Genomic DNA, 23,475 nt, shown 5'->3' with positions numbered 1-23,475 from the left:
ACGACGAGCCGTCCACTATGTAACGGCTCATCTAAACTCAGTTATGCGATGGATAAACGCTCACGAATTTGATCCAACGTACACTCATATTGAAGTTTACCATTTTCAAAGACCGTTTTTAGTGCTCCGCCTTGTTCTTGTTCCGCTGTTTGCTCATCAAACAAGGTAAAACCATTTTCACTTTCTTCGATGCGCAATAGACCTTTCGCAGATTTTTTTACGCCTGAGTCAGTAATCGGGTCTTTAAACAGCTCTCGGCCTACACCATTCACCTGACCCCAAGTCGCTTTTACAGCAAACCCAAAGGTGTCGCGAGTTAAATAGTTATAGGTAAAGCTGCCGATCCCAAACACCAAGTTGTTTGAAGCAAAGCCTTTAGCTTCAAGGTCTTCTAAAATACGCTGTGCACGGTCTAAAGTAATAGAGTCACCGTAAATTAAACCGACATGTTCATTCAGTACTTTATAGCCTTGGTCAGTGGTTGTACCACCAAACACTTCCCATAAACATTCAACCGCGCCTTTGTACGCTGGGCTGCCGACTTCGGCATCTGGGTCACCACAAATAATTTTGACAGGGTCACCAGAGTCAGGACGGAAAACTAATTTAGTCAAACCTAAAGCGTTGGGTTGTCGTGCCAGAATTTCAGGTTTTAAAGCCACTGTAAACTCTGTAATCACTCGCCAGAAGTCCCATGTATCAGACACGACACTGACAACACCAGACGGATAAAGCTCACAGATTAAACGCTTAAATGTTTCTAGCTCACTGTCTTCTGTGCCCATACACATCACACTGTGTTCGGTCGCTGGTACAGACACACCAATCACACCGGTGGCATTGTAGTAGTCTTCAGCGTAGTCAATTGAAGTAACTGAGTCTGTTCCGATAAAACTGGTTAAGTGACCCACACCAGATTGCGCCGCATCATAAATTCCACTCATGCCCCGGCTACTAAAATCGTGTGCTTGCACAGGTACAAAATCGAGTGGAGCACCAGTTTTTAAGGCATATTGCGTTAATAAACGTTTGTATTCGTAGGCAATTGTGGCCGTAGTGCAGCTTTTCCAAAGCTCAGCACTTAATACAGTTTCAATATAGTTAGTTAACCAAAAGAAACGCGGGTCGGTATTAATTATGGTCAGCACGGGTACACGCATATTGACACGGCTGCCTTCTGGCAATGCTTTAATGCGTAATGGTAAATAGCCCAAGTCGTGTAATGCTTCAATATGATCAACGGGTACAGCGCCTTCACCCAATGAAGTATCCATACGGCGTTTATAAGTAGCTACCACTTTGTCTTTAGGTTGCTTGAAAAAGCCTTCATTCCACGTATCTATCAAAAAGTGTTTGATAAAACCCTGAAGACCAAAAAATACAACTTTATCATCGAAGTCAGGCAGCATTTTAGCGAGTCGAGATGAACGCGGCGTAAAGTTTGCGTACACATATTCTGTGCCTACTGGATACTGACGTCTGTGATCAGCTTTATAAAAATCGATAGCGTTTAGCGGGTTAAGTTTAATAGTCATCTTTATTCTCTTTATTTTGCTGCAAAAGCAATTACTGAAATTTTGTCTGTTGGCTGTTGTGGAAAGCTGTCTGAAGTAAACAGTTGATCTAGCAGCCCATCAAAAACTTCAATTCCTTTACTAAAAATACCGTGGGTCACATACAGAACGACCTTATGGCAATTGAGGTGACGGAGTTCTTTGGCAATACCAATAAAAGTTGCACCGCCGTCGCAAATGTCATCGGTGATTACCGCGGTTAGGCCTGATAAATCAGTCGCATGTACATGTGTACCTAAAATTTTGCCAGTCACTGGGTCACGTTTTTTATCACACTGAACAATAGTGATGGGTTGTTTACGCTCGTGATTAAAAGCATCTGCAACCATTTGTGTACGTGCTTTCGCCCCTTTGTCTGGGCAAATCAGTACTGTTTTTTCATCTTTTAACAATGCACTCAGCGCTTCATTCTTTGCGATGATGTCGACTGAACTGACATTTACAACTTCACTAAAAGAAGTATTGGCGGCAAGTAATGCTGTTGTTACTTCACTATGGCAATCCCATACAGTTACCTTGCCTTGTTTTCCCGCTTTTTTGTCTGCGTTGATGTTGAGTAACTTAGTCATAACATCGAGTGAAAATGCTTGGCCTGCTGCACAAATACGGTCCTGACGTGCGTAAGGAAAATACGGAATTTCTAGGTCAACGGTTAGACCCTGATTCAGCAATATATTTTCAAGTAGTAAATAGTCCATCACATCGTGGCTTGTGGTCATTTGTGCACGAACCAATACGGTGCCAGATAGTAAACTTAAGGTTGTCTCATCAATTTGAACATGACGCTCTCCACCAGAAAACTGCGTAAATTTCACTGGAATTTCATTTCTTGCCGCATCTAAAAGCTGGATAGCCATATCATCCTCTTTTTGTCTGATGACCTTCGATGAATATATAGTGGCACAAAGCCACTATATATTTCAAGTCTAATTTTCAAACTTTTTAAGGCAATCGCTGAATGACATTTGATGTGAGATTTCTGACACATATTTCGAGATTGTTACAATCTATCTCAATTAACTTTACGCAATAAAAAATCCGACTTAATGTCGGATGTTTATCTTTTCATATCAATAGCACATATGCTTTGTTGAGAAATGAATAGACTTAATTACTTATCTCCAATAGCCACGCCTTCGACTATTTTAGAAACAATACTTGATATAATTGAATCCTCAGTATTCTTTTTATGGATAATAATAATTTCTCGATATAAATCTGGTTGTTTCAGATCAATAATATTAATATTTTTTTCTTTTAATTTATTCATTCCAATATCTGGAATCAAAGCTACACCTAAGTTTTTTTCTACCATTCTGATGATTGCTTCAATTTCATCTACCTCAATGATGTCATTTGTTTTTATTTGATTTCTATTTAAATAGTTTGCTACAACTTTCCCCCCAAATGAAGAATAGTCATAACGTATAAACGGATTATTTTTCAAAATTTCAACAGGGTGTTTTTCGTGAATATCAATTGGGGTAATAAGAAAAATAGGCTCTTTTTTTAAGGTGTAATAACAATAGTCATCTGAAATTTCAAAATTAGGCTTAATGATAATCGCGAGATCTATCTCATTTTTTCCCAGCTGATGGAATAAATTGAATGACACTCCTGGTATAAGCTTAATTTTTGCTTTAGGAAAATATTTGAATAGTTCTTCAAGTATTTCTGGCAAAATATTTGATTGGATCGAGGCAATTGCCCCTATTCTAATCTCACCCGTAAAATCTGCCATACATTCGGGTTGTTTCATCTTATCAACGAGTTCAAAAAGTTGCTCAGCTAATGCAAGTACGCGTAAACCCTCACTATTAAATTGAACAGTTTTTCCATTTCTTTCAAAGAGCTTAATCCCCAAATAAGATTCTAAAGATTTGATTTGTGCGCTGACAGCTGCTTGAGTAAGCCCCACATTGTTACCTGTAGCACTAAATGAACCATATTTTTTAATTGCTATAAGGGTTTTGAGCTCATGAAACATACTATCTGCATTCCATTAAATGATAAAACCAATCCTTGTAGAAATTATACACTTCCTAAATTTATATAGATAAGTATCTCTTAGTGCGATACTTATCTTTGGTTTTAATTTTCAGTTACAGTATTAAAAGACTCTAACCGTTTCGTTTTCCACTTTGCTACAACAAGTGGTGCAATAGCATTTCCAAGAACATTTAATGTTGTAGTACCACTTTCAATAATTCTAAAAATACCAGCAATTAACGCAACACCCTCTAGCGGTAAACCAGCTGTAGCTAAAGTTGCAGATAAAATTAGAATTGCAAAACCTGGAACTCCCGCTGCCCCTTTAGATGTTAAGACCATAGTCACAACCAATAATGCTTGTTGAGAGATAGTCAAATCTATTCCATATAATTGAGCGACAAAAATTGTAGCCACACCTAGGAAAATTGATGCTCCATCTAAATTAAATGCATATCCCATAGGTACTACAAAACTTACAATACGGCGTGGAACACCATAGTTTTCGAGTTTCTGCATTAATTGCGGCATGACAGCAGCAGACGCACCAGTTGAGAAAGCTAGAATGAGCTCATCTTTAAAATATTTAATAAGGTGAAATAAGTTTTCTCTTATATACAAACACACAGTACCTAGAACAAAAATAGCAAATAAAGCTAAAGCTAGATAAACGACTCCAATTAATTTCAGTAATGGCAATAAAGAACTGAAGCCAAAAGTCGCAACTGTCGCTCCGATCATACCAAACACACCAATCGGTGCATAAGCCATGACTAAACTTACAAGCTTAAACAATGCATCAGATATTCCCTGTAAAACTGTTATTACAGGTTTACTTTTTTCTTCAGGAATTTTGTTTAATGCTAAGCCAAAAAGAATCGCAAAAAATAGAATTGATAGTAGTTTTCCTTCATATAGGGCTACCACAATATTTTCCGGCACGATATTTTTTATAATCTGTAGAGCGCCTTTGTTCGTATCAGTATGCAGTACTACAGCTGAGTGTGCCATCCCAGATATATCTGTTCCAACCCCAGGTTGAAAAAAATTGGCCAATAATAAACCCCAAACAATCGCAAGGCTTGTTATTGTAAAGAAATAAAGGAGAGAACCCGCACCCATTTTTCCAAAAGACTTATTATCACCTCCTCCTGCGATGCCTAAGATCATGCAACACAATACAATAGGTACAACGACCATTTTCATCATATTAATAAAAATATCGCCTAACGGTTTTAATATTTCAGTGCTTACCCAAACTTGATGAGTTAGATTTACATTAAAATACCACCCGACTAAAATACCTAAAAGAAGACCAATTAATATTTGCCATACCAAAGAAATACTTTTCATAAATCATCCTTGTTTCTTCATGTCCTCAAAAAGGGATACAAATAATATTCGTATCCCTCATTACTTTATTTCGCAAAAAGCTGAGTCATATCTTTAAATGCTTTAAATTCAAGCGCATTACCACACGGATCAAATAAAAACATAGTTCCTTGTTCGCCAACTTTACCTTTGAAACGTACATAGGGTTCAATCACAAACTTTGTACCTAAAGACTTTAATCTTTCAGCTAAAGTTTCCCAATCTTCCCAACTAAGAATAATTCCGAAATGTGGAGCAGGCACATCATGGCCATCCACAGAATTAGAAACAACTTTTTCTTGATAATCCATTTTAGGATGTTCATGAATAACTAGCTGATGTCCGAAGAAATTAAAATCAACCCAGTGATCACTAGATCTTCCTTCTTCTAAACCAAAAACTTCACCATAAAAATCTCTTGCAGCAGGTAAATCATAAACAGGGATAGCTAAATGGAATGGTGCTAAACTCATAGGAACCTCTATTAAATTGACTTTTGTCTTAAATAAAAATTTAAAATAGAAAGGTTTTTCGAGTTAAAATCTAAAATTTAGATTCTGTCTTTACTCGTATAATCCTTTATATCTGATAGGAATTTAAGATAATAAGAATCTTTTTGATCTTATTTACTCACATCCTTTAAACAAATTAATGCTATATAAAAAAAAGCATGTTTAGAAACAAAAATATTTTCTCAAATTAACAAATTATTCCTATATACAATCTAAGTCACTGTAATCAAACAAATTAAATAAACACTAATGATTATCAAAATCATATATGCATATAATATTTTTTTATCTACTTAATAAAAAAGTATTGTTTATTATATTTTTATTTAAAAACTATAATTTAAAATTTAATGAACCACTATGACCTTATATACTTGGCTCCTGTTTCTATCCACTATTTCTGTCCTATCAGCAATACCAGGCCCTAACATGGTATTCGTATTGAATACGAGAATTAACCAAACATTAAAGGAAACTTTAATATCAACTACAGGATGTTTACTAGGAGTATTAATATCAATTACAGCAAGTTGCCTTACACTCTTATTTTTAAGCAATTTACAAACTATATTTATAAAATTAATTAATTTATTTGGAATTATTTACTTATTTACAATTGGAATAAAACACTTAAAATATAAATCAAAACAATTAAAATATAACAATGCATCCGAATATAAAACACATGAAAATTCCTTTATTAATGGTTTTTTTATAGCTATTAGTAATCCTAAAACATTACTTTTTATTATTTCATTTCTCCCTCAATTTATTAATTCCAACTCACCTCTGCTTCCCCAATATTCAATACTGATTTTTACTTTTATTGTTTGCGAATTTTCTTGGATGCTCATCTACATTTGGGGTGGTGAAAAGATTAAAGTGTTAATAAAAAAACCAAAAATCTTTTATTTATTTAACAAAATTATTGGTACTTTCTTTATTTTATTTTCAATATCTTTAATATCTCTAACTTTAACATGATTAAAATATTTACTGTATTGGTACATAGAAAATGCCAATACAGTAAAATAAAGCTAGACTAAGGCCCTTTATTTACCTTAAGTCCTTGGCCTATAACATAAAACTGTCCACCAGCAATATAATGTAGAGTTTTTAGTTCTATCGGTACGTTATCAAATTGCCAGTGGCCATCTTTAAAGACACGATCATCAGCCCAAGCACTAACTACCTCTCCAATGAAAAGATCATGAGTTTCTTGATTGTGTGGCTCTGGAATTAGTTTACAGAGTAGCCAAGCTACACACCCGTCGACTAATGGAGTTTGAAAACCATCTTGATAAAATAGCCTTACACCAAATTCATTCAATTTATTTGGGTGGTCTTTTAGGCTTTCACTTCCAACATCCACAACCATTTGAGCCTGCTGTGCAACAGGAACTTGTAATGCAAACCATCCACTTTGTTCAACTAAAGAACGTGTAAATGCCATTTTATCTAAAACCACAGTGACTTTCGCTGGAGAAAACTCCAATGCACAAGCCCATGAAGCAGCCATCACATTCTCAGTAGATTGATGTTTTGCAGAGACCAACACAGTTGGTCCATGGTTCAATAAGCGATATGCTTTTTCTAAAGGTACAGATTGAATTGCCATATTATACTCAATATTTAAATATCAACTGTTTTCCACTCAGAGTCATCTTTAAGTGGAGGTAAATAGGATAAACGGCTCATATTTTGTTGCCACAGATTATTAGGAATACGATAACGATCAGCTTTATGAGGGTCTATTGCTAAAACAATTTCGCTCTCGCGCCCATTCGAAATTAATGTTGCAAGATCGGGATTCATCATTACTGCTTTACCAACTGCAATAAATTCAGCCCATTTAGTTTCATATGCATCTAATATCTGATCTGCACTAAATAAACTTCCGACACCAATTAATGGAAGCTTACCTGCAATTCTCTCATGTAGAAGTTGCATACGAGTTAAGCTTACATCTGCCCCTCTACGTGCTTTTTTATAAAAATCCCAAAGAGATACATGCAAATATTGAATTGGTTTTTCTACCAATGCGTCAATTAGAGCAAATGTATCTGCCATTGTTAAACCGTGCTCTCCCGGTTCTTCTGGTGAAAACCGATAACCAATAATGAAATCATTTAACCCATGTTTCATTTTGACAGCATGTACAGCATCTACAATCGATAGTGAAAAACGCATACGTTTTTCAATACTACCACCCCATTCGTCCGTGCGGCGGTTTGATTGTGCTGAGTTAAATTGCTGAATTAAATAACCATTTGCACCATGAATCTCGACACCGTCGAAACCCGCTTGAATAGCCAAATCAGCAGCATTAGCAAATGCTCGGATTAAATCATTAATTTCAGAATGTGTGAGTTCACGTGATCCAGATTCTAGATCTTCTGATGGCGCAACCATTTCAGCACCATTTAACAATTCATCAATGCTGAGTTTCCCACCATGATGAATTTGTAAAATTGCTTTTGCACCTTGAGATTTAATTAATTCAGCAACTGCTTTCAAACTAGGTAAATCTTTATCGCTAATAGCCTCGGGCTGCCCTACAAATGCTTTACCCTCAGGTGAAACTAAAGTCGCTGCACTAATGAATAAGCCAAAGTTTTCTGCACGTCCTTGAATAAAAGCACGTTCTTCATGGCTTAAACTACCATCATCATTAGAAGCAAAATGTGTCATTGGAGCAACGACTAATCTATTTTTAATCGTTACCCCATTATTTAAAGTATAGGGTTGGAATAAGGGAGAGTATTTAGGATTCATCATATTCATCTTCAATTTAAAAAATCTTTGAACTTAATCTTTGCTTTAAAAGCATTAAACAGAAACGTAAAACTTTATGGGGAGACTTGATTGAGCGCTTCTATAATTGGAATGTCACCATCAGCCATCGTAATTACCTGACCAATCGTATTTGGAGCACTTAAAATACCTGCAAGTGTTTCAACGACATTATCAATACTGTTACTAAGAGGCTCAGAGACATTAATCTTGATTCGGCCACTACCTAATTTTTCTTGCAATGCACCTGGTTGAAGGATAGTAAAATCCAAATTACTTTGATGAACTAACCAATGATCTGCGAAAAATTTTGCAATATTATAATCAGTGATATTCTGTAAGAATGACTCACCCCAGCGTTCAGGTTGTAGTGCAAAAACTGAGCTCAACATTATAAATCGACGAATACCCACAGCTTTCGCGGCTTGCATCACTTTCACTGCACCAAAAGCATCAACTTGAAGAAGATTTTTTCCTCTAGAGCCTGCAGTGAAGTAAATTATATCTATATTTACAGATTCAAAACGTTGAATGATTTTTTGCAAATCAGCTAGCAAATCCAATTCAAAAAACTGAATAGAAGGATTCGTAAAACTCAATGAATCTTTGCGAGCTCCTGCAAAAACTGAATGCCCCATTTCTGCCAATGTTTTGACCAAATGAGAACCTACTCTTCCATTTGCACCAACAACAAGAATATTCATAGATACACCTTCATAATAAAGTGATTAATATCCAACCCTGAGTAAAAAGCATCGCTTCTCCACCTCACATCTTGTAAGAATAGGAAAAGCGAAAGAAAGATAGATAGTGGTTACCAATTTTGACGCGTTGGAGAAATGATTAAATCATTCACAGTGACATTTTCAGGTTGATTAAGTGCATAGACTACAGCGCGTGCTACATCATCTGGATCTATGGCAATTTTGTTGAGCTCTTGGGCTGCCTTACGACCTTCAGGGTCAGTGACTTTGTCCGCCCAGCCTGTATTAATGACACCGGGACTAACAGTATTAACTCGGATACCATGGTTAACACCCAAATCTTTACGCATTGACTCAGTCATCGCTTGTACAAAAAACTTTGTTGCACAATAGATACCCGCAGCAGGATCTACTTGATGTCCCGCAACTGAATCCATATTCAAGATTTGTCCAGACTTTTGCTCAAGCATAATTGGCAATACGCCTGCTATAGCATTCAAATAGCCTTTGATATTGGTATCAATCATTTTGTTCCAATCATCAATTGCTAAATCGCTCCAATATGAAAACAGCATAAGTCCAGCATTGTTAATTAGAATATCGACAGAGCCATAAGTATCTTTAGCAAATTGAGCAAGCTTTTTAGAGTCATCAAGATTGGTAACATCTGCTACAAAGCCTGTGATTTCACCCCCATGCTTTGTTACTTCATTAACTAGTCCATTAAGACGTTCTTGATTTCTTGCAACCGCTATAACTTTAGCCCCTTCAGCCGCTAAAATTTTGGCTGAAGCTTTACCAATACCGGAAGAAGCTCCAGTAATAATGATTACTTTGTTTTCTAAATAATTCATGCCCGCTCCAAACATTAATTTGTTGAATGGGTATGATAAATTTTACTAACAACTGTCCACTTACCATCTACTTTCAATAAGTTAAAGAAGTCTGTAAAACAAAATCCAGAAATATCATTAGTATCTATACGTGCACTTGCAGCAGTGCCAACGATATCAATATTTACGATTACACCTTGGGCATCTGGTGATGGACTAAAATCACGATCAATCACTTCGAATAAACCTTGGATAGGACCACCAATAAGTTTATTGTCAGCATCAACGCCAAAGATAGTTGCTTGTTCATTAAAAGCAGGTTTCATAATACTGCTATCTGCTTGTTTACCACCTTGATTATATTTATTTAATACTTCAACAATTGCATTATATTCAGCCACATAAGTTGGTTTAGACATCTTTAATTTCCTACTTCAGTATGAGAGTTCAGTCGTAGACAACAACATTCGCCTTTAGAAAAGAATGCATGTTCAACTGTTATGAAAATACTAGTGCAACCATTGTTATAAATATAATTATAGAATTATATATATACTATTAATCACATTAATATCTCATACAGAAAATACTCTATAGAAAGATCAATTAAGGGCTTTTATAGGGATTTGCTCACTGATGATGTTTTCGCTTTTCAGTTCTACCCAAAACTCATAAGGTATTATTTTTGAAAAAGATCGGGTATTAGTAATAATTTCTTCTTTATTTTTAGCACCGAAAACTAAAGATGTAATTGCTGGATGGCTTGCTGCAAATTGCAAAGCTGCTGTGGCAAGAGATACATCGTATTTTAGACAAATGACTTGAATTTTCTGTATTTTAGAGACGATTTCAGCTGGTACTTTTTTATAATTATAACTAGCTTGTGAAGTATTACCTAAGGCGAGCACACCAGAGTTAAAGATTCCCGCAGCTAAAATTTTTACATTAGATTCGGATAGCTTTTTTAAATCTTCATATGAGTTTTTATGATCTAATAAAGTATATTGACCAGCAATCAATGCACAGTCAATTTTAAACTCTTTAGCTACTTCTAAAACAATTTCAGTTTCATTTACACCTAGTCCAACTGCTGAAACATTCCTATTCCTACGCAATTCTTCTAAAGCCTTAAAGCCACTTTCACAAAATTGATTCCAAAATAGTTCAGCTTTATCTCCATGCCATTTTTTCCCCAGATCATGCACTAACAATAAATCAATATGATCCAATCCAGTACGTTTTAAGCTACCTTCGAAAGATGACATTACCCCATCATAAGTATAGTCATAGTAGTAATCAGGATAATTTAAGTACCAAGACGTATTTTTAGAATAAAAGCCTTGTGAGTTTAAAACACGTCCAACTTTGGTACTGACAAGAACACTCTTTCTGATCTCTAACTCATGTAGAGCGGTACTCAATGTATATTCAGCCCGCCCAAATCCATACATTGGTGCACTGTCAAAGTATCGAACACCCTCATGATAAGCTGAATATATAATTTCTTTAGCTTGATCAAAGCTAATTCCGCGCTCATAACCAATCTGAACTGTACCTAATGCAAGTTTACTCATAGGTAATGAACAATCACCTATAAATTTTGATGAGGTTTTTATCATTGTGGTGGCTCTTTAAAATTGGAGCTTTGCATAATAGAAAAGGCTTTGTTATAAATATAATTATCAAAATATATACATGCTATAAATATGGCTAATATCAATAATCTCGATTTAAACTTACTTAAAGCTTTAGATGCATTACTAGATGAGAAGAATGTTACACGTGCAGCAGATAAATTAGCTTTAACTCAACCTGCTGTTAGTAGCATGCTTAATCGTCTAAGAGATCGTTTTGATGATCCATTATTTGTTCGGGCATCATATGGTATGGTTCCAACAGATAGAGCTCTTGCTTTAGCTGAACCTTTAAAGAAAATATTAAGTGAAATTGAGCAATTAATACAACCGCCTATCTTTAATCCAGCGGAACTAGAAACAACTTTCAGAATTGCTGCGACTGATAACGGTATGCATTGTGTAGGTGTACCTTTTACATTAGCTTTAAATAAGATTGCACCAAAAGTCAAAATAGCTCTGATGTCTATTCATGGTCGGAATGTCGAAGCTATGCTGATGAATGGAGAACTTGACCTTATTATCGTGGGTGAACCAACAGTTCCCTTGAACCTTCGTTCACGGATAATCCATAAAGAAAACTATGTTTGTATGATGCGAGAAAATCATCCATTAGCTAATCAAGAGCTTGATATAGATACATTTTGCTCTCTCAATCATGTATTAGTCTCTTACGATGGAGGTGGTTTCACTGGAGCTACAGATGTTGCATTGGAGAAAATCGGGAAAAAGAGAAATGTTGTAATGTCTATTACAAGCTTTTTATTGTTACCAGAAATTCTTAAAAATAGTGATTGGATTGCTGTTGCTCCACATCATTTATTAGAGAAAGATTCAGGTATTATTTCCAAAAAACCACCGATTGAAGTTGGTGGTTATAATAAATTAATGGCATGGCATGAACGCACACACCATGATTCTATACAACGCTGGTTTAGAGATTTTCTTTTGGAAACCTGCTAGATAGAATAAAATATCCATTACATAGAATATTACTAGTAGATTAGTAGTTATGCCTTAAAATATTTTTTAAATCTTTTAAGGCTGCTGCAGCTGCCACCTGTGGTGAAAATGCGTATAAATTTTTTATTAATTCACCTAATAATTTACCATTCGTAAAGCCTTACATCACAGCAACTTTGTGAAATGCCTTTGCAATGTAGTCGGTGCTATCAATGCGAAGACCATCGACATATTTTTGCTCAACACCAATCACAACAGTGCAATCACTGGTGGGCGCATGATCACAATAAAAGTGAACGAACTTTTCATCGCTGGTTTAAATCAGAAACTGGCATGACCTTTCAAGCATGGCGTAATCGGGTCTGCATCATCTATGCTTTAAATGCATTAAAAGAGAATATCTCGATTACTGAAATTGCATTTAGTTTGGGCTATGAACACTCGGCAGCTTTTACAGCAATGTTCAGTAAAATTATGGGCTATCTGCCTACCCATTTTCAAAAAAGATTTCATGTGCATGATAAAGCACTATAAAGATTTACTCATGTGAATGGTGTCATACGTCTCGATCCATTCTCGATTAATGACTTCAAAGCCTTGTAGAGTCCAAAACGCTTCAGCCGCAGGCAAAAATGGATGAGTGTGCAAATACAAAGTAGCAATTCCATTCTTTTTTGCATGGCTAAACAACATGTCACATAGCTTGGTCGCTATGCCACTACGGCGGTATTCAGGCAGTACAAATAACTTGACGACCTCAACCGTATTTGGTGGCAGATTTAAATCAAAACGATGGTCATACGCCCGATATGCAATGGTGCCAATAATACGGTTTTTATCTTTTACCGTAATAAAGCAACCTAATGGGTTATTGGCATAATATTGCTCAAAATTTTGTAAATCTTTGGGAACTTGCCCATGATAGATTTCTGGGAATAAAAGCTGTCTAGTATAAAGTGCAAACTCTACCGCAGATGCATAGTCTGATTTGTCCGCTAGCTGATAGTGAAATGTCATATTTATAGCCAAGAATGATCAGGGATAACAATGGTTTTGTCTTGAATCATGGCTTCATGGAACTCAACATCGTAGACACTTTTTAAAAACTTCGGATCGGTGATTCGAGTTTTTGACTCAGGCTTAACTACCTCATGTTCGCGCATGAAAAACAGCTGGTCTGCAAATAAAAATGCCAAGTTGGGATCATGCATAATCGCAATGACCGTAAAATTTTGCCGCGACAACTGACGCAATTTTTTCATTAAATAAGACTGATAATAAACATCAAGATGGTTAGTTGGCTCATCCAGTAAAATGACTTTTGGTGCTTGCACTAAAATACGCGCAATCATGACCAATTGTCTTTCGCCCCCCGATAGCTCGGTATAAGGACGATCGTGTAAATGCTCAATGTCTAAATCAAATAGAGCTTGGTCTACTCTTTCCCAATCTGATTTTGAAGGACGATATCGGCTAAAAGCAGCACGCCCAGTAATCACGACATCTTTAACCAAAAATGGAAATACGGTTTTGTGAAATTGCGGTAAAAAGCCAAGTAATGCAGCCCGATCTTTACCTTTAAAGTCCGATAATGGCTTTCCTGAATAACGGATTAATCCATCTTTTACGGGTTCTAGGCCTGCCATCAATTTAAAAAGTGTCGATTTCCCACAGCCATTACGCCCTAAAATCACTGAAAACTGATTTTCAGGAAACTCCAGATGAATATTTTTAAGAACCTGTTTGTGCCCATAGGCATAATTTAACTGATCAATTTGAATCATGCCCAATGAGTCCTTTGTGTTTTCATTAATAATAAGAAAAATGGAGCGCCAAGTAGCATGGTAAAAATGCCAATTGGTATTTCAAACGTCAACAAAACCCGAGAAAAGTTATCAATCATCAGTAGAAAACTACCGCCCAACACCATATTGGCAGGAATACTGTAGCGGTGATCTGGCCCAACCAACATTCTCACAATATGCGGCATAAAGAGTCCATATAGACTAATAATGCCTGCTGCAGCCACAGAAGTTGAAGTACATACAGTCACCAAAGCAATTAAAAGAAGCTGTTCCCAGCGTGGGTTAACACCAACCGCCTGCGCTTCTTCGGCACCGAGTGCCATTAAGTTTAGGCGCCAGCGCATCGTAAATAATCCGGCAAGGCCAATGCAGATTGGTAGCACGGCGTATTGAACCTTTTGCCAAGAAGCTTGATGTAAGTTACCCATGGTCCATTGCACAATGGCTTGCAATTTAAATGGATCACTTAAATATTGAATCACCGTGAGACCAGCCAAAAATAGCCCCGAAACAATCATGCCCGATAAAATTACCATCACTAAAGACGTCTGGCTTTCATGTTTTTGATGCGCAAATAAATACGTTAAGGCAACAGCGCAAACACCAAAAATAAAGGCGGATAGATTGGGTGAAAGCCAACTTAAAGAAAGTGCCAAGGCTGCACCAAACGCCGCGCCAGATGAAATACCGAGTACATAAGAGTCGACCAATGGGTTACGAAATAACGCCTGCAAGCCATTACCCGCCGTTGCCAATGCAGCCCCCACCATAAAGGTCAGTAAAATTCTGGGTAGTCTGACATTCACAAGAATATTTTGCATCAGTCTAAATTGTTCAGCATCAAAATATGGTGTACCGAAGACCGCTTGCACGCCCCACAGCAAATAGTCCCATGCATTCAATGTCTGCGTTGGCCCAATGAGCAGCGAGATAAAAATCATCACGACGGGTAACGGGTAAAACCAATAATATTTCAGCTTTTGCATATTCATTGCACCAACGCTTTGGCAAGGTGCTCACCATACAACTGAGTTAAAATACGCTGTTGTAAAGCACTTACAGGTAGATCGGACTGTTCAGGATAAATACTATGATTCAAATAAATCGCCGTAATAATAATTTTGATGGTGTGTGGGTTATATATAAATGCGGGACTCAAATTAAAGACCTTTCGGTTTTGTACGGCGCTTAAACCTTGTAATTCTTTTCGTTCATAAATCAGTTTTGGGTTGGTGTTCCAAAGCACAATATTGTCTGGGTTCCATTCAATTAAGGTTTCGGGGTTCACATTGGGTTGATTGGCATTGGCCTGAACAATGTTGTAAGCACCCGCCAGCTCAATAAAGTCATTGGTAATCGATTGACGTCCCGAGGTAGAAAAAATTCGTCCACCTGACCATGCATAGTAAATCGATTGTTTATTTGGCTGACGTGCAGTTTTAGCTGTGACCTCTGCCACAATTTCATCAGAAAAACTTAAAATTTCTTGAGCACGCTTTTGAGCACCACTAAGCACAGCGATTTCAGATAGCTCTTCTTTCACTTGCTGGTAAGTGCCAGACTCCATCACATATACAGCAATGCCAAACTGCCTTAACAGTTCAATTGTTTGGGTTTGTCCGCTCCCCAAAATCACCAGATCTGGTTTTAACAGCACGAGACTTTCAATATTGGTGGCATTTGCACCTTGCGAAGGTGTAGCAAGCTCTCTATTGGCAATACGTTGATCGATTTTTGAATAGGCATTAAATAATAAAGGCTGTATGTACACTTCAGCTGGTATACCAATCACTTTATGGCCTTGCCCTAGCATATATAAGCCATCTAAACCGGACTCAAACAAAGACACAATTCTTTGTGCTGGTTTATCTACACAGACTTTTGTATTTGTACTATCAAAAACACATATCGAATGGGCTGCTAACTTTTCTTGTGTTTTTCGCTTTTGTTCAGATGAAGAACATCCACATAGAATGAGTAAAGTGAGTATTGAAAGCAATAACTTCATTACAGCACCCAACGCACAAATACAGTGCAAAATAAAAAGACGCGCCTATTTGGTGCATTTTTCATGTGAAAAACACACTATAAGAGAGCAAAATAGTTTGAATCATCATTTATACAACAATCAAATTAAGTATGTTAGATAAGGTATTAGATAGTAAGCAAAAAAAACGCCAAATTTACCAAGTAATAAAAACTGTTTAATTATTGGGTTAAAAAGTCTGCATAAGGGCTATTCAAATAATTTAATAGAGGTTACAGCTCAATCAACATCACAAGAGATAAATCGTTATAATCCAGCCCAACACCTGATAGACATTATCTTCTAATGCTGACCCATTCATCCTTCTGGCGTAGTCTTTTTCGTTTAATTCATATTTATGCTGGTATTTTTATTGCACCATTGATATTGGTTGCTGCAATCACCGGCTTACTCTATGCGATTACGCCACAACTTGAACAAGCGATGTATAAAGATGTTCTAAATGTTGAACCATTGAACCAAGCACACTATAAGCTCAGTCAGCAAATTGAAGCCGCAAAGCAAGTGATGCCCAAGTCTGCACAGGTGATTGAAGTTAGACCCGCCCCAAGTGCTGACCAGACAACTCGTATCATTTTTTCAGATCCTTTACATGATTTTACCAGTGAAGCCGTTTTTATTGATCCCTTTACGCTTAAAACCAAAGGCCACCTTGCTGTCTATGGTACAAGCGGGGTTCTACCGTTTCGAACTACGCTCGACCAGTTACATAGCAACTTATTACTCGGAAAATGGGGTCGCTTTTATAGTGAACTGGCAGCAAGTTGGTTAGCCATTTTGACTTTAACTGGACTGTATAATTGGTGGAAACGTCGTCAAAATCTTAAAATCAGGCAAACACAAAAAAATAAATTATTAAGATGGCATAGCACGCTTGGTTTATTTTTATTTCCACTCTTATTAATCATCGCCATTACTGGTCTTACATGGTCGGAGTGGGCCGGAGATAATATTCGGGTTGCTCGTCAATGGCTCAACTGGCAAACCCCAACATTAGCAACTTCTCTTCAGACAGATAATTTACCAACAGTGATGCATCATGAACATCACGAAATGCCACACAGTGAAAACCTTAATTTAAATATTGTCTCAAGTGAGTTTGATACCGCTCTTTCAATAGCCAGAGCACATGGTATTGATGCGGCACAAATACAAATCAAACCACCCACCAGCGGAAATCAAGCTTGGGAAGTGGCCGAGATTCAGCGTAAATGGCCAACTCAAGCAGATAGCATCGCAATTGATATGGAACAACACAAAGTTATCGATCAACTTGCCTTTAAAGACTACTCATTCGTTGCTAAGCTAACTCGGTGGGGAGTTGATGCTCATATTGGTATTTTATTTGGTTGGATGAATCAGTTAGTTCTTGCGCTTTATGCGCTTGCGCTTTGTTTCATGATTATTTATGCATATAAAGCTGCATTTAAAAACTCAAACTTAAAACTTATGACAAGTCACTTTGTTGGTCAAAGCTTATTTGTTTGGACGCGTGCAACTGGTCAGCAAAAAGTATTGTTAATGCTAGCTGGCATTGTGTTAGGCCTAAGCTTACCTGTTTTTGGTTTTAGTATTTTGCTTACGATACTCATCCTTGCAATGCGTAAATACATCCCATCTAAACTATAACATCCACATCCGTATTAACTCGGTGTACTGTGCACTCTACGTTCAGAATGCACAGCAAAGATCAAATAAGATTAATGATCAGATAAAGTTTTCATATCAATCACAAAACGATACTTCACATCACTTTTTAGCATACGCTCAAAAGCTTCATTGATATTTTGCATATCAATCATTTCGATCTCAGAAACGATGTTATGTTCACCACAGAAATCAAGTAACTCTTGTGTTTCCTTAATCCCGCCAATCACCGAGCCAGCAATTGATCTTCTTCCTAAAATCATAGGAACTGAATTTGCGCTAATTTCACCCAAATATCCAACCAACACAATGGTTCCATTTAAAGCTAAAGTTGGAATATAAGGCTTCAAGTCATGGTTATAAGGCACAGTATCAATAATTAAATCAAACTGATTTAACACTGATTTCATTTGAGCCTCATCTGTTGATAACACAACATGATGCGCTCCGAGTTGTTTTGCATCTTGTTCTTTGTTAGCTGAGCGAGTGAATAATGTCACTTCCGCACCTAGAGCATTTGCAAGTTTAATTGCCATATGTCCCAAGCCACCTAAACCAACGACTGCAACTTTACTACCCTTTCCAATATTCCAATGACGTAGAGGCGACCATGTGGTAATCCCCGCGCAAAGTAATGGCGGTACAGCTTGAGCATCCAGATTTTCAGGTACTTTTAAGACGAAATCTTCGCTACACGTAATTGTTTGAGAATATCCACCATAGGTTGGTCGTTGATCATGACGATCGACACCGCCATAAGTCTGGATGTTACCTTCTTCACAATATTGCTCTAGCCCTGAATGGCAAGCAGAACAAGTACGGCATGAATCTACCATACAGCCAATGCCTACGAGGTCACCAATTTTATATTTAGTGACTTTGGAACCAATCGAGGTTACACGCCCTACAATTTCATGGCCCGGAACTAACGGATAAGCACTAAATCCCCAATCGTTTTTAGCTTGATGTAAATCGGAGTGGCAGACACCACAATATTCAATTTGAATGACAACATCATCTTCACGTGGGGTTCTACGTTCAAACTTAAACGGAACTAAAGGAGTTTCTGATGACAGCGCAGCATAACCTAAAACTTCAATTGTCATATTTTTTCTCTCATGTTTAATGTTTAAATAAAGGCGATTTCATCACTGGATATTCATTGATGGCTATTGATTTTGAATACCCATGAATACGTTTTTGAAAACAATGACCCAGCAGACTTTAATCAATCGACTTTTTTGCCATGTTCATCAGTATAAAAATGAAACTTGATAGATGTTGTTCTATTCCTCTTGCAGATTTGCCTAATCCTCCGAATTGTTGCAATTCTCTCTATTTTTCTGAGGTGAAATGCCTACAATAAAAACACAGAGGGTAATCGGTGAAATCTGAATGGCGAATAGGTCTATAAACCATAATCAAGAATTAGCTCAACTTGTTGATCAATGGACCCGAGAAAAAGGTACATTTGAAACACCTATCATGGGACTGACTTTATATCGTGCTGAAACATTGACCCAACCAAGTAGCAGCATGATGGATGCCAGTCTATGTATGATTGCTCAAGGGAAAAAACAGGTGATTCTTAGTGAAGAAACCTATACCTATGATTCTAATCATTTCCTTTTTACGGCAATTGACCTGCCAGTGATTGCTCAAGTTCTTGAAGCATCGGCTGAACTACCTTATCTTTCAATAGTGCTACGACTAGACCCCTATGTACTTGCCCAAATCATGCTTGAAGCCCATATCCCTTTTAAAGACATAAATACTGAAAAAAAAGGAATGGCTGTTGGAGTCGTAAATTCGGAACTGAATGATGCTTTTATACGGTTATTAAAACTATTAGACACTCCACAAGATATTCCAATCTTGTCGCCTCTGATTATTAAAGAAATTTTTTATCGTTTATTGATGAGCCCACAAGGTGATCGGCTTAAACGAATTGTAGCGGCAGGAACTACAGGCCATCGAATTGTGAAAGCCATTGAATGGTTGAAAACAAATTTTGCAAAATCATTTAGCATTGAAGAGCTTTCAAGCACAATGGGTATGAGCGCTTCAAGTTTTCATCAGCATTTTCGTGATATAACCTCAATGAGTCCCTTACAATATCAAAAAAGAATGAGGCTGACCGAAGCACGGCGCTTATTGATGACTGAAGAATGTGATATTTCAACCACCAGTATTCAGGTCGGGTACGAAAGTTTGTCGCAATTTTCCAGAGAATATAAACGCTTTTTTGGGGTTCCGCCGTCGGTGGATATAAAGAGCGTATAAAAATGGACAAGCATATCGCAGATTAATTTTTTATAACCTGAATTACTCTAAAAATAATTCAGGTTTGTTATGCGTGAACTTTGTTATTTCATCAACTACGACTCTTATTTTGGGTTGTAAATGCCATCTTTTTTGCCATAGCACATGAATTGGTATTTCTACACCCGATATCTCTGGAAGAATAGAAATTAACTTTCCAGCTTTTAATGCATCAAAAGCTAACCAACTTGGTAGTTGTGCAATACCAAGACCGGAAGTGCATGCGCTTAGTAAAGCATCACCGTCTGGAATTTCATGTCTATATTTAATTTTGAACTCTTCCATTTCCCCTAGTGCATTTTTTAAAAACCATTGCCCTTTATAATTTCTTCTCCAACCGATTAGACAGTTGTGCTGTTTTAAATCCTCTTTATTGGAGGGATAACCATTCTTTTCTAAGTAAACTGGCGAAGCGCAAATTAAAAGTGTTTGGTGCCCAAGTGATTTTGCAATTAAGTCAGTAGAATCTTCTAAGTCACCTATTCTGACAACAAGATCTACCCCCTCACTAATCATGTCTACAGCCCTGTCTTGAAAGGTTACAGATAAATCCAACTGAGGATATTGCTGAGCTAAATCTAATAAAATCGGAAAAATATATCGACGGCCAAAAGTCGTAGGAAGATCAACTCTTATACGCCCTGTAGGGTATGAATTTTCTGTCGAAAGTAATGTTTCTATTTGATCTAATTCTTCCAAAATACGACGACAACTCACAAGCCATGCTTCTCCCTCGGGAGTTAAAAAAATGCGTCTGGTTGTGCGGTGAAGAAGTTGGACACCCAATCTTTTTTCTAATTTATTAATACTTTTTCCTACCGCAGATCCGGTAATTCCAAGTATTTCTGCTGCACCAGTAAAACTTCCCTGCTCTACAGCCGTAACAAACTCGAGTATTCCTGAAAACTTACTATCCATAAATCACCTATTAAGGAATTTTATTCCACAATGACTAGAATTTTATCATATTAATAAAATTATTTTCTTGAATTAAGATGAGTTCAAATGATAGCTAAGTAAGAAAGTTATCAAGTTCATTTAAGAGGAAAAGATGATGAAAGCATGGTTACTAAAAGATTTTGGTTTAAATAATTTAAAATTAGAGGAAGTGGAAACCCCAACTCCAAAAGCTGGTGAACTCCTCATTAAAGTTGGAGCAGTTTCTTTAAACTATCGAGATAAAGCGATTATTGAAGGTTTTTATGAACCCCACATGGTTCCAAAACCTTTAATTCCCGTATCCGATGCAGCAGGTACAGTTGTGGCTGTGGGTGAAGGAGTAACGCGTTTTAAATTAGGTGATCGAGTCAATACTACTCTCTATTCTCGCTGGATTGATGAAGAACCTGGACCCAATGAACCGGAATATTGTTTAGGTATGCCATTACCAGGTGGTCTTGCTGAATATATGATTTTGCATGAAGAAAGCGCAGTAAAAGCTCCAGATAATATGTCTGATGCTGAAGCATCTACATTACCTATTGCTGCATTAACAGCTTGGTATTCACTTATGGATATAGGTAACCTTAAGCCAGAACAAAATGTTCTTGTACAAGGGACTGGTGGTGTTTCTATTTTTGCAATCCAATTAGCTCACGCCTATGGGGCAAGAGTCATCGCTACATCAAGCAATGATATAAATTTAGAAAAAGTTCGCGCTTTGGGTGCAGATGAGGGAATCAATTATAAAACTCATCCAAATTGGGATGAGCGAGTACTCGAATTAACTGATGGTAAAGGTGTAGATGTAACAATTGAGGTTGCGGGCGGTAATGGACTTAATCAATCTATTGCAGCCACAAAAGTAGCAGGCACCGTGGCCCAAGTTGGCTTTCTAACTGGACAAACCACCCAATTGAATTTAATGCCACTTATTTTCCGTCAGACCAAACTTCGAGGAATAGCAGTAGCGCCAAGAGTTTCATTTGAACGTATGAACAAGTTTCTAAATGAACATCAAATTAAACCGGTTATTGACCATGTATATAAATTTGAAGAAGCTATTGAAGCCTTTAACCATCTTTCTAGAGGCGCATTTGGCAAAATTGTGATTGAAGTTGATTCACAATAAATAAAAAAGGCCCTGAATATTCAGGGCCTTTTTTTATCGCTTATTATTCTGGAATAATATTTACAGCGCTTGGACCTTTTTGGCCTTGAGCGATATTAAACGTTACTTTCTGACCTTCATATAAAGTTTTGAAGCCAGAAGAAGCGATTTCTTTAAAATGAGCAAACACATCTGGACCAGATTCTTGTTGAATAAAACCGAAACCTTTAGTTTCGTTAAACCACTTTACTGTACCATTAGTTGTATTAGACATAACATATCCTTGAATTTTAATAATTTAAGCCATTTTAAAATGACAAATTAACTTGAAAAAATAATAACGAATTGAGCTTAATATCTGAAAAAACGAAGGATTATGACTAAAACTGCGATACTTAAAGAAGATTTACTACAAGTCTTTTTTCTAGTTAAATTAAGCATACAGGAAATCAATATTTATTCAAGATTTTTATATGCAATATTTATTTTTTTTATAATTAAGAGAGAGATATCACCTACTTAGGAAAGATAAATGCGTATTTCCCTTAGATATTTATCTCTCATGGTTCTATCTGACTCTTTAATTATATTTTTATAAGCCAATATAAGAAAACTACATTGGACTCGCGCCTACAGGCTGAGCATTGGGATGTAAGATATGAAATTTATAGTCTTCCACAATGTTCTTTAATTGATTTTTTATAGCTGCATTTTTATCTTTATAAAAATGATTATTACGATTGTCACGAGGTTCTATATTGCTAAAAGTAAGCTTAGCTTGATGATCTTTAACTTCTATTTTCAATAGTATAGTTAAAGGAATCATCTGCGACCTTAATCATATTCCTGCTTAGACAGTCCATACAATTATCAAATTTTAGCCCTGCATGTCCTTTAATTATCAGGACTTTATTCACTTCATCTGCCTGAATAATCTTTCGACTTGAAACATAATCCACAACATTATTTCGCCAGTTTTTAGAAGCATCATAAATTTGCGTTTGGCTTAAACCTTTAAACTTAATAATTTCTGAAAAATACTCGTTTTTCTTTTCAGCAGGTTTTTCATCAACTTTATTAGGTAAAGAAAGACAACCTTGCATACCTAGTACAGCAAAACTTAATGTAGCAGCTAAAATTACTCTTCTCACGTAACGCTCACTTTTTAAAGAGACTAGAAGTTAGAACCTACAAATTTACACCAGCACATCGAATAATTTGGTTTATATAA

Annotated in this window: 24 protein-coding genes and 1 pseudogene; 6 read left to right on the top strand and 19 right to left on the bottom strand. The window is 36.7% G+C overall.

The window, feature by feature from the left end; genetic code table 11:
- Nucleotides 1-41: 41 nt before the first annotated feature.
- The 5 genes from AC2117_RS09145 to AC2117_RS09125 form a co-directional block, all read right to left on the bottom strand.
- On the bottom strand, nucleotides 42-1,535 hold the full coding sequence (locus AC2117_RS09145) for a nicotinate phosphoribosyltransferase (RefSeq protein WP_133973547.1): 1,494 nt from the start codon (nucleotides 1,533-1,535) through the stop codon (nucleotides 42-44).
- A gap of 11 nt (nucleotides 1,536-1,546) precedes the next feature.
- Nucleotides 1,547-2,431, bottom strand: coding sequence for a phosphoribosyltransferase family protein (locus AC2117_RS09140; protein ID WP_133973545.1), 885 nt, complete (start codon nucleotides 2,429-2,431; stop codon nucleotides 1,547-1,549).
- Between the two features lie 254 nt (nucleotides 2,432-2,685).
- The gene (locus tag AC2117_RS09135; RefSeq protein ID WP_133973543.1) at nucleotides 2,686-3,561 is read right to left on the bottom strand and encodes a LysR family transcriptional regulator; all 876 of its coding nucleotides are present in this window, start codon (nucleotides 3,559-3,561) and stop codon (nucleotides 2,686-2,688) included.
- Between the two features lie 104 nt (nucleotides 3,562-3,665).
- Complete coding sequence (locus tag AC2117_RS09130) at nucleotides 3,666-4,916, bottom strand: cation:dicarboxylate symporter family transporter (protein WP_133973541.1); 1,251 nt, start codon at nucleotides 4,914-4,916, stop codon at nucleotides 3,666-3,668.
- 65 nt (nucleotides 4,917-4,981) lie between these two features.
- Nucleotides 4,982-5,407, bottom strand: a complete 426-nt coding sequence (locus AC2117_RS09125; protein ID WP_133973539.1) for a VOC family protein — start codon at nucleotides 5,405-5,407, stop codon at nucleotides 4,982-4,984.
- 399 nt (nucleotides 5,408-5,806) lie between these two features.
- On the opposite strand from AC2117_RS09125, the gene AC2117_RS09120 reads away from it, so the two are divergent.
- A complete protein-coding gene (locus AC2117_RS09120) occupies nucleotides 5,807-6,430 on the top strand; it encodes a LysE family translocator (RefSeq protein WP_133973537.1) in 624 nt (207 codons plus the stop codon).
- Between the two features lie 58 nt (nucleotides 6,431-6,488).
- Here the strand turns inward: AC2117_RS09120 and AC2117_RS09115 are convergent, their stop codons facing one another.
- The 6 genes from AC2117_RS09115 to AC2117_RS09090 form a co-directional block, all read right to left on the bottom strand.
- Nucleotides 6,489-7,064, bottom strand: coding sequence for a flavin reductase family protein (locus tag AC2117_RS09115; protein ID WP_133973535.1), 576 nt, complete (start codon nucleotides 7,062-7,064; stop codon nucleotides 6,489-6,491).
- A gap of 14 nt (nucleotides 7,065-7,078) precedes the next feature.
- Nucleotides 7,079-8,224 carry an NADH-dependent flavin oxidoreductase gene (locus tag AC2117_RS09110; RefSeq protein WP_133973533.1) on the bottom strand — a complete coding sequence of 382 codons (1,146 nt, stop codon included), beginning with the start codon at nucleotides 8,222-8,224 and terminating at the stop codon, nucleotides 7,079-7,081.
- Nucleotides 8,225-8,295: 71 nt separating this feature from the next.
- The gene (locus AC2117_RS09105) at nucleotides 8,296-8,943 is read right to left on the bottom strand and encodes an SDR family oxidoreductase (protein WP_133973531.1); all 648 of its coding nucleotides are present in this window, start codon (nucleotides 8,941-8,943) and stop codon (nucleotides 8,296-8,298) included.
- A 110-nt stretch (nucleotides 8,944-9,053) separates the two neighbouring features.
- Nucleotides 9,054-9,797: an SDR family oxidoreductase gene (locus AC2117_RS09100; RefSeq protein WP_133973529.1), complete on the bottom strand. Its 744-nt coding sequence runs from the start codon at nucleotides 9,795-9,797 to the stop codon at nucleotides 9,054-9,056.
- 14 nt (nucleotides 9,798-9,811) lie between these two features.
- Nucleotides 9,812-10,195, bottom strand: coding sequence for a nuclear transport factor 2 family protein (locus AC2117_RS09095; RefSeq protein ID WP_133973528.1), 384 nt, complete (start codon nucleotides 10,193-10,195; stop codon nucleotides 9,812-9,814).
- A gap of 183 nt (nucleotides 10,196-10,378) precedes the next feature.
- Nucleotides 10,379-11,395, bottom strand: coding sequence for an aldo/keto reductase (locus AC2117_RS09090; protein WP_171459066.1), 1,017 nt, complete (start codon nucleotides 11,393-11,395; stop codon nucleotides 10,379-10,381).
- A gap of 87 nt (nucleotides 11,396-11,482) precedes the next feature.
- On the opposite strand from AC2117_RS09090, the gene AC2117_RS09085 reads away from it, so the two are divergent.
- The gene (locus AC2117_RS09085) at nucleotides 11,483-12,373 is read left to right on the top strand and encodes a LysR family transcriptional regulator (protein WP_133973526.1); all 891 of its coding nucleotides are present in this window, start codon (nucleotides 11,483-11,485) and stop codon (nucleotides 12,371-12,373) included.
- A 270-nt stretch (nucleotides 12,374-12,643) separates the two neighbouring features.
- Nucleotides 12,644-12,907 (top strand): annotated as a pseudogene (locus tag AC2117_RS09080) (helix-turn-helix domain-containing protein); the annotation flags it as partial.
- Here AC2117_RS09080 and AC2117_RS09075 read toward each other — a convergent pair.
- From AC2117_RS09075 to AC2117_RS09060, 4 genes are read right to left on the bottom strand one after another with little or no spacing between them, the layout of a single operon-like run.
- The gene (locus AC2117_RS09075; protein ID WP_410374393.1) at nucleotides 12,902-13,390 is read right to left on the bottom strand and encodes a GNAT family N-acetyltransferase; all 489 of its coding nucleotides are present in this window, start codon (nucleotides 13,388-13,390) and stop codon (nucleotides 12,902-12,904) included. The pseudogene AC2117_RS09080 and the gene AC2117_RS09075 sit on opposite strands and share 6 nt — an antisense overlap.
- A 2-nt stretch (nucleotides 13,391-13,392) precedes the next feature.
- Nucleotides 13,393-14,157: an ABC transporter ATP-binding protein gene (locus tag AC2117_RS09070; RefSeq protein ID WP_133973522.1), complete on the bottom strand. Its 765-nt coding sequence runs from the start codon at nucleotides 14,155-14,157 to the stop codon at nucleotides 13,393-13,395.
- Nucleotides 14,154-15,164, bottom strand: a complete 1,011-nt coding sequence (locus AC2117_RS09065) for a FecCD family ABC transporter permease (protein WP_133973520.1) — start codon at nucleotides 15,162-15,164, stop codon at nucleotides 14,154-14,156. The genes AC2117_RS09070 and AC2117_RS09065 overlap by 4 nt, the downstream gene beginning before the upstream one ends.
- A gap of 2 nt (nucleotides 15,165-15,166) precedes the next feature.
- A complete protein-coding gene (locus AC2117_RS09060; RefSeq protein WP_133973519.1) occupies nucleotides 15,167-16,186 on the bottom strand; it encodes an ABC transporter substrate-binding protein in 1,020 nt (339 codons plus the stop codon).
- A 324-nt stretch (nucleotides 16,187-16,510) separates the two neighbouring features.
- On the opposite strand from AC2117_RS09060, the gene AC2117_RS09055 reads away from it, so the two are divergent.
- Nucleotides 16,511-17,854, top strand: a complete 1,344-nt coding sequence (locus AC2117_RS09055) for a PepSY-associated TM helix domain-containing protein (protein ID WP_133973517.1) — start codon at nucleotides 16,511-16,513, stop codon at nucleotides 17,852-17,854.
- Between the two features lie 71 nt (nucleotides 17,855-17,925).
- On the opposite strand, the gene AC2117_RS09050 is transcribed toward AC2117_RS09055, so the two are convergent.
- Nucleotides 17,926-18,978 (bottom strand): NAD(P)-dependent alcohol dehydrogenase, encoded by a 1,053-nt coding sequence (locus AC2117_RS09050; protein WP_133973515.1) that lies wholly within the window; start codon nucleotides 18,976-18,978, stop codon nucleotides 17,926-17,928.
- A 289-nt stretch (nucleotides 18,979-19,267) separates the two neighbouring features.
- Between AC2117_RS09050 and AC2117_RS09045 the strand changes: the two genes are divergently transcribed.
- Nucleotides 19,268-20,155, top strand: coding sequence for an AraC family transcriptional regulator (locus tag AC2117_RS09045; RefSeq protein WP_133973513.1), 888 nt, complete (start codon nucleotides 19,268-19,270; stop codon nucleotides 20,153-20,155).
- 42 nt (nucleotides 20,156-20,197) lie between these two features.
- Here AC2117_RS09045 and AC2117_RS09040 read toward each other — a convergent pair whose 3' ends face one another.
- Nucleotides 20,198-21,112 carry a LysR family transcriptional regulator gene (locus tag AC2117_RS09040; protein ID WP_133973511.1) on the bottom strand — a complete coding sequence of 305 codons (915 nt, stop codon included), beginning with the start codon at nucleotides 21,110-21,112 and terminating at the stop codon, nucleotides 20,198-20,200.
- A gap of 133 nt (nucleotides 21,113-21,245) precedes the next feature.
- Here AC2117_RS09040 and AC2117_RS09035 point away from each other — a divergent pair, with 133 nt between their 5' ends.
- Entirely contained in the window at nucleotides 21,246-22,265 is a 1,020-nt protein-coding gene (locus tag AC2117_RS09035; protein WP_264757594.1) for a zinc-dependent alcohol dehydrogenase family protein, read from the top strand.
- Nucleotides 22,266-22,308: 43 nt separating this feature from the next.
- On the opposite strand, the gene AC2117_RS09030 is transcribed toward AC2117_RS09035, so the two are convergent.
- Both AC2117_RS09030 and AC2117_RS09025 read right to left on the bottom strand, forming a co-directional pair.
- Nucleotides 22,309-22,518 (bottom strand): cold-shock protein, encoded by a 210-nt coding sequence (locus AC2117_RS09030; RefSeq protein WP_042896259.1) that lies wholly within the window; start codon nucleotides 22,516-22,518, stop codon nucleotides 22,309-22,311.
- A 514-nt stretch (nucleotides 22,519-23,032) separates the two neighbouring features.
- Nucleotides 23,033-23,395, bottom strand: coding sequence for a DUF4468 domain-containing protein (locus tag AC2117_RS09025; RefSeq protein ID WP_227549246.1), 363 nt, complete (start codon nucleotides 23,393-23,395; stop codon nucleotides 23,033-23,035).
- Nucleotides 23,396-23,475: the final 80 nt, after the last annotated feature.

This window comes from Acinetobacter calcoaceticus (genome assembly GCF_900520355.1).
Taxonomy (GTDB): domain Bacteria; phylum Pseudomonadota; class Gammaproteobacteria; order Pseudomonadales; family Moraxellaceae; genus Acinetobacter; species Acinetobacter calcoaceticus_C.
Note: the sequence above shows the minus strand (reverse complement) of the source record. Positions and strands in the feature narration are given on the sequence as shown.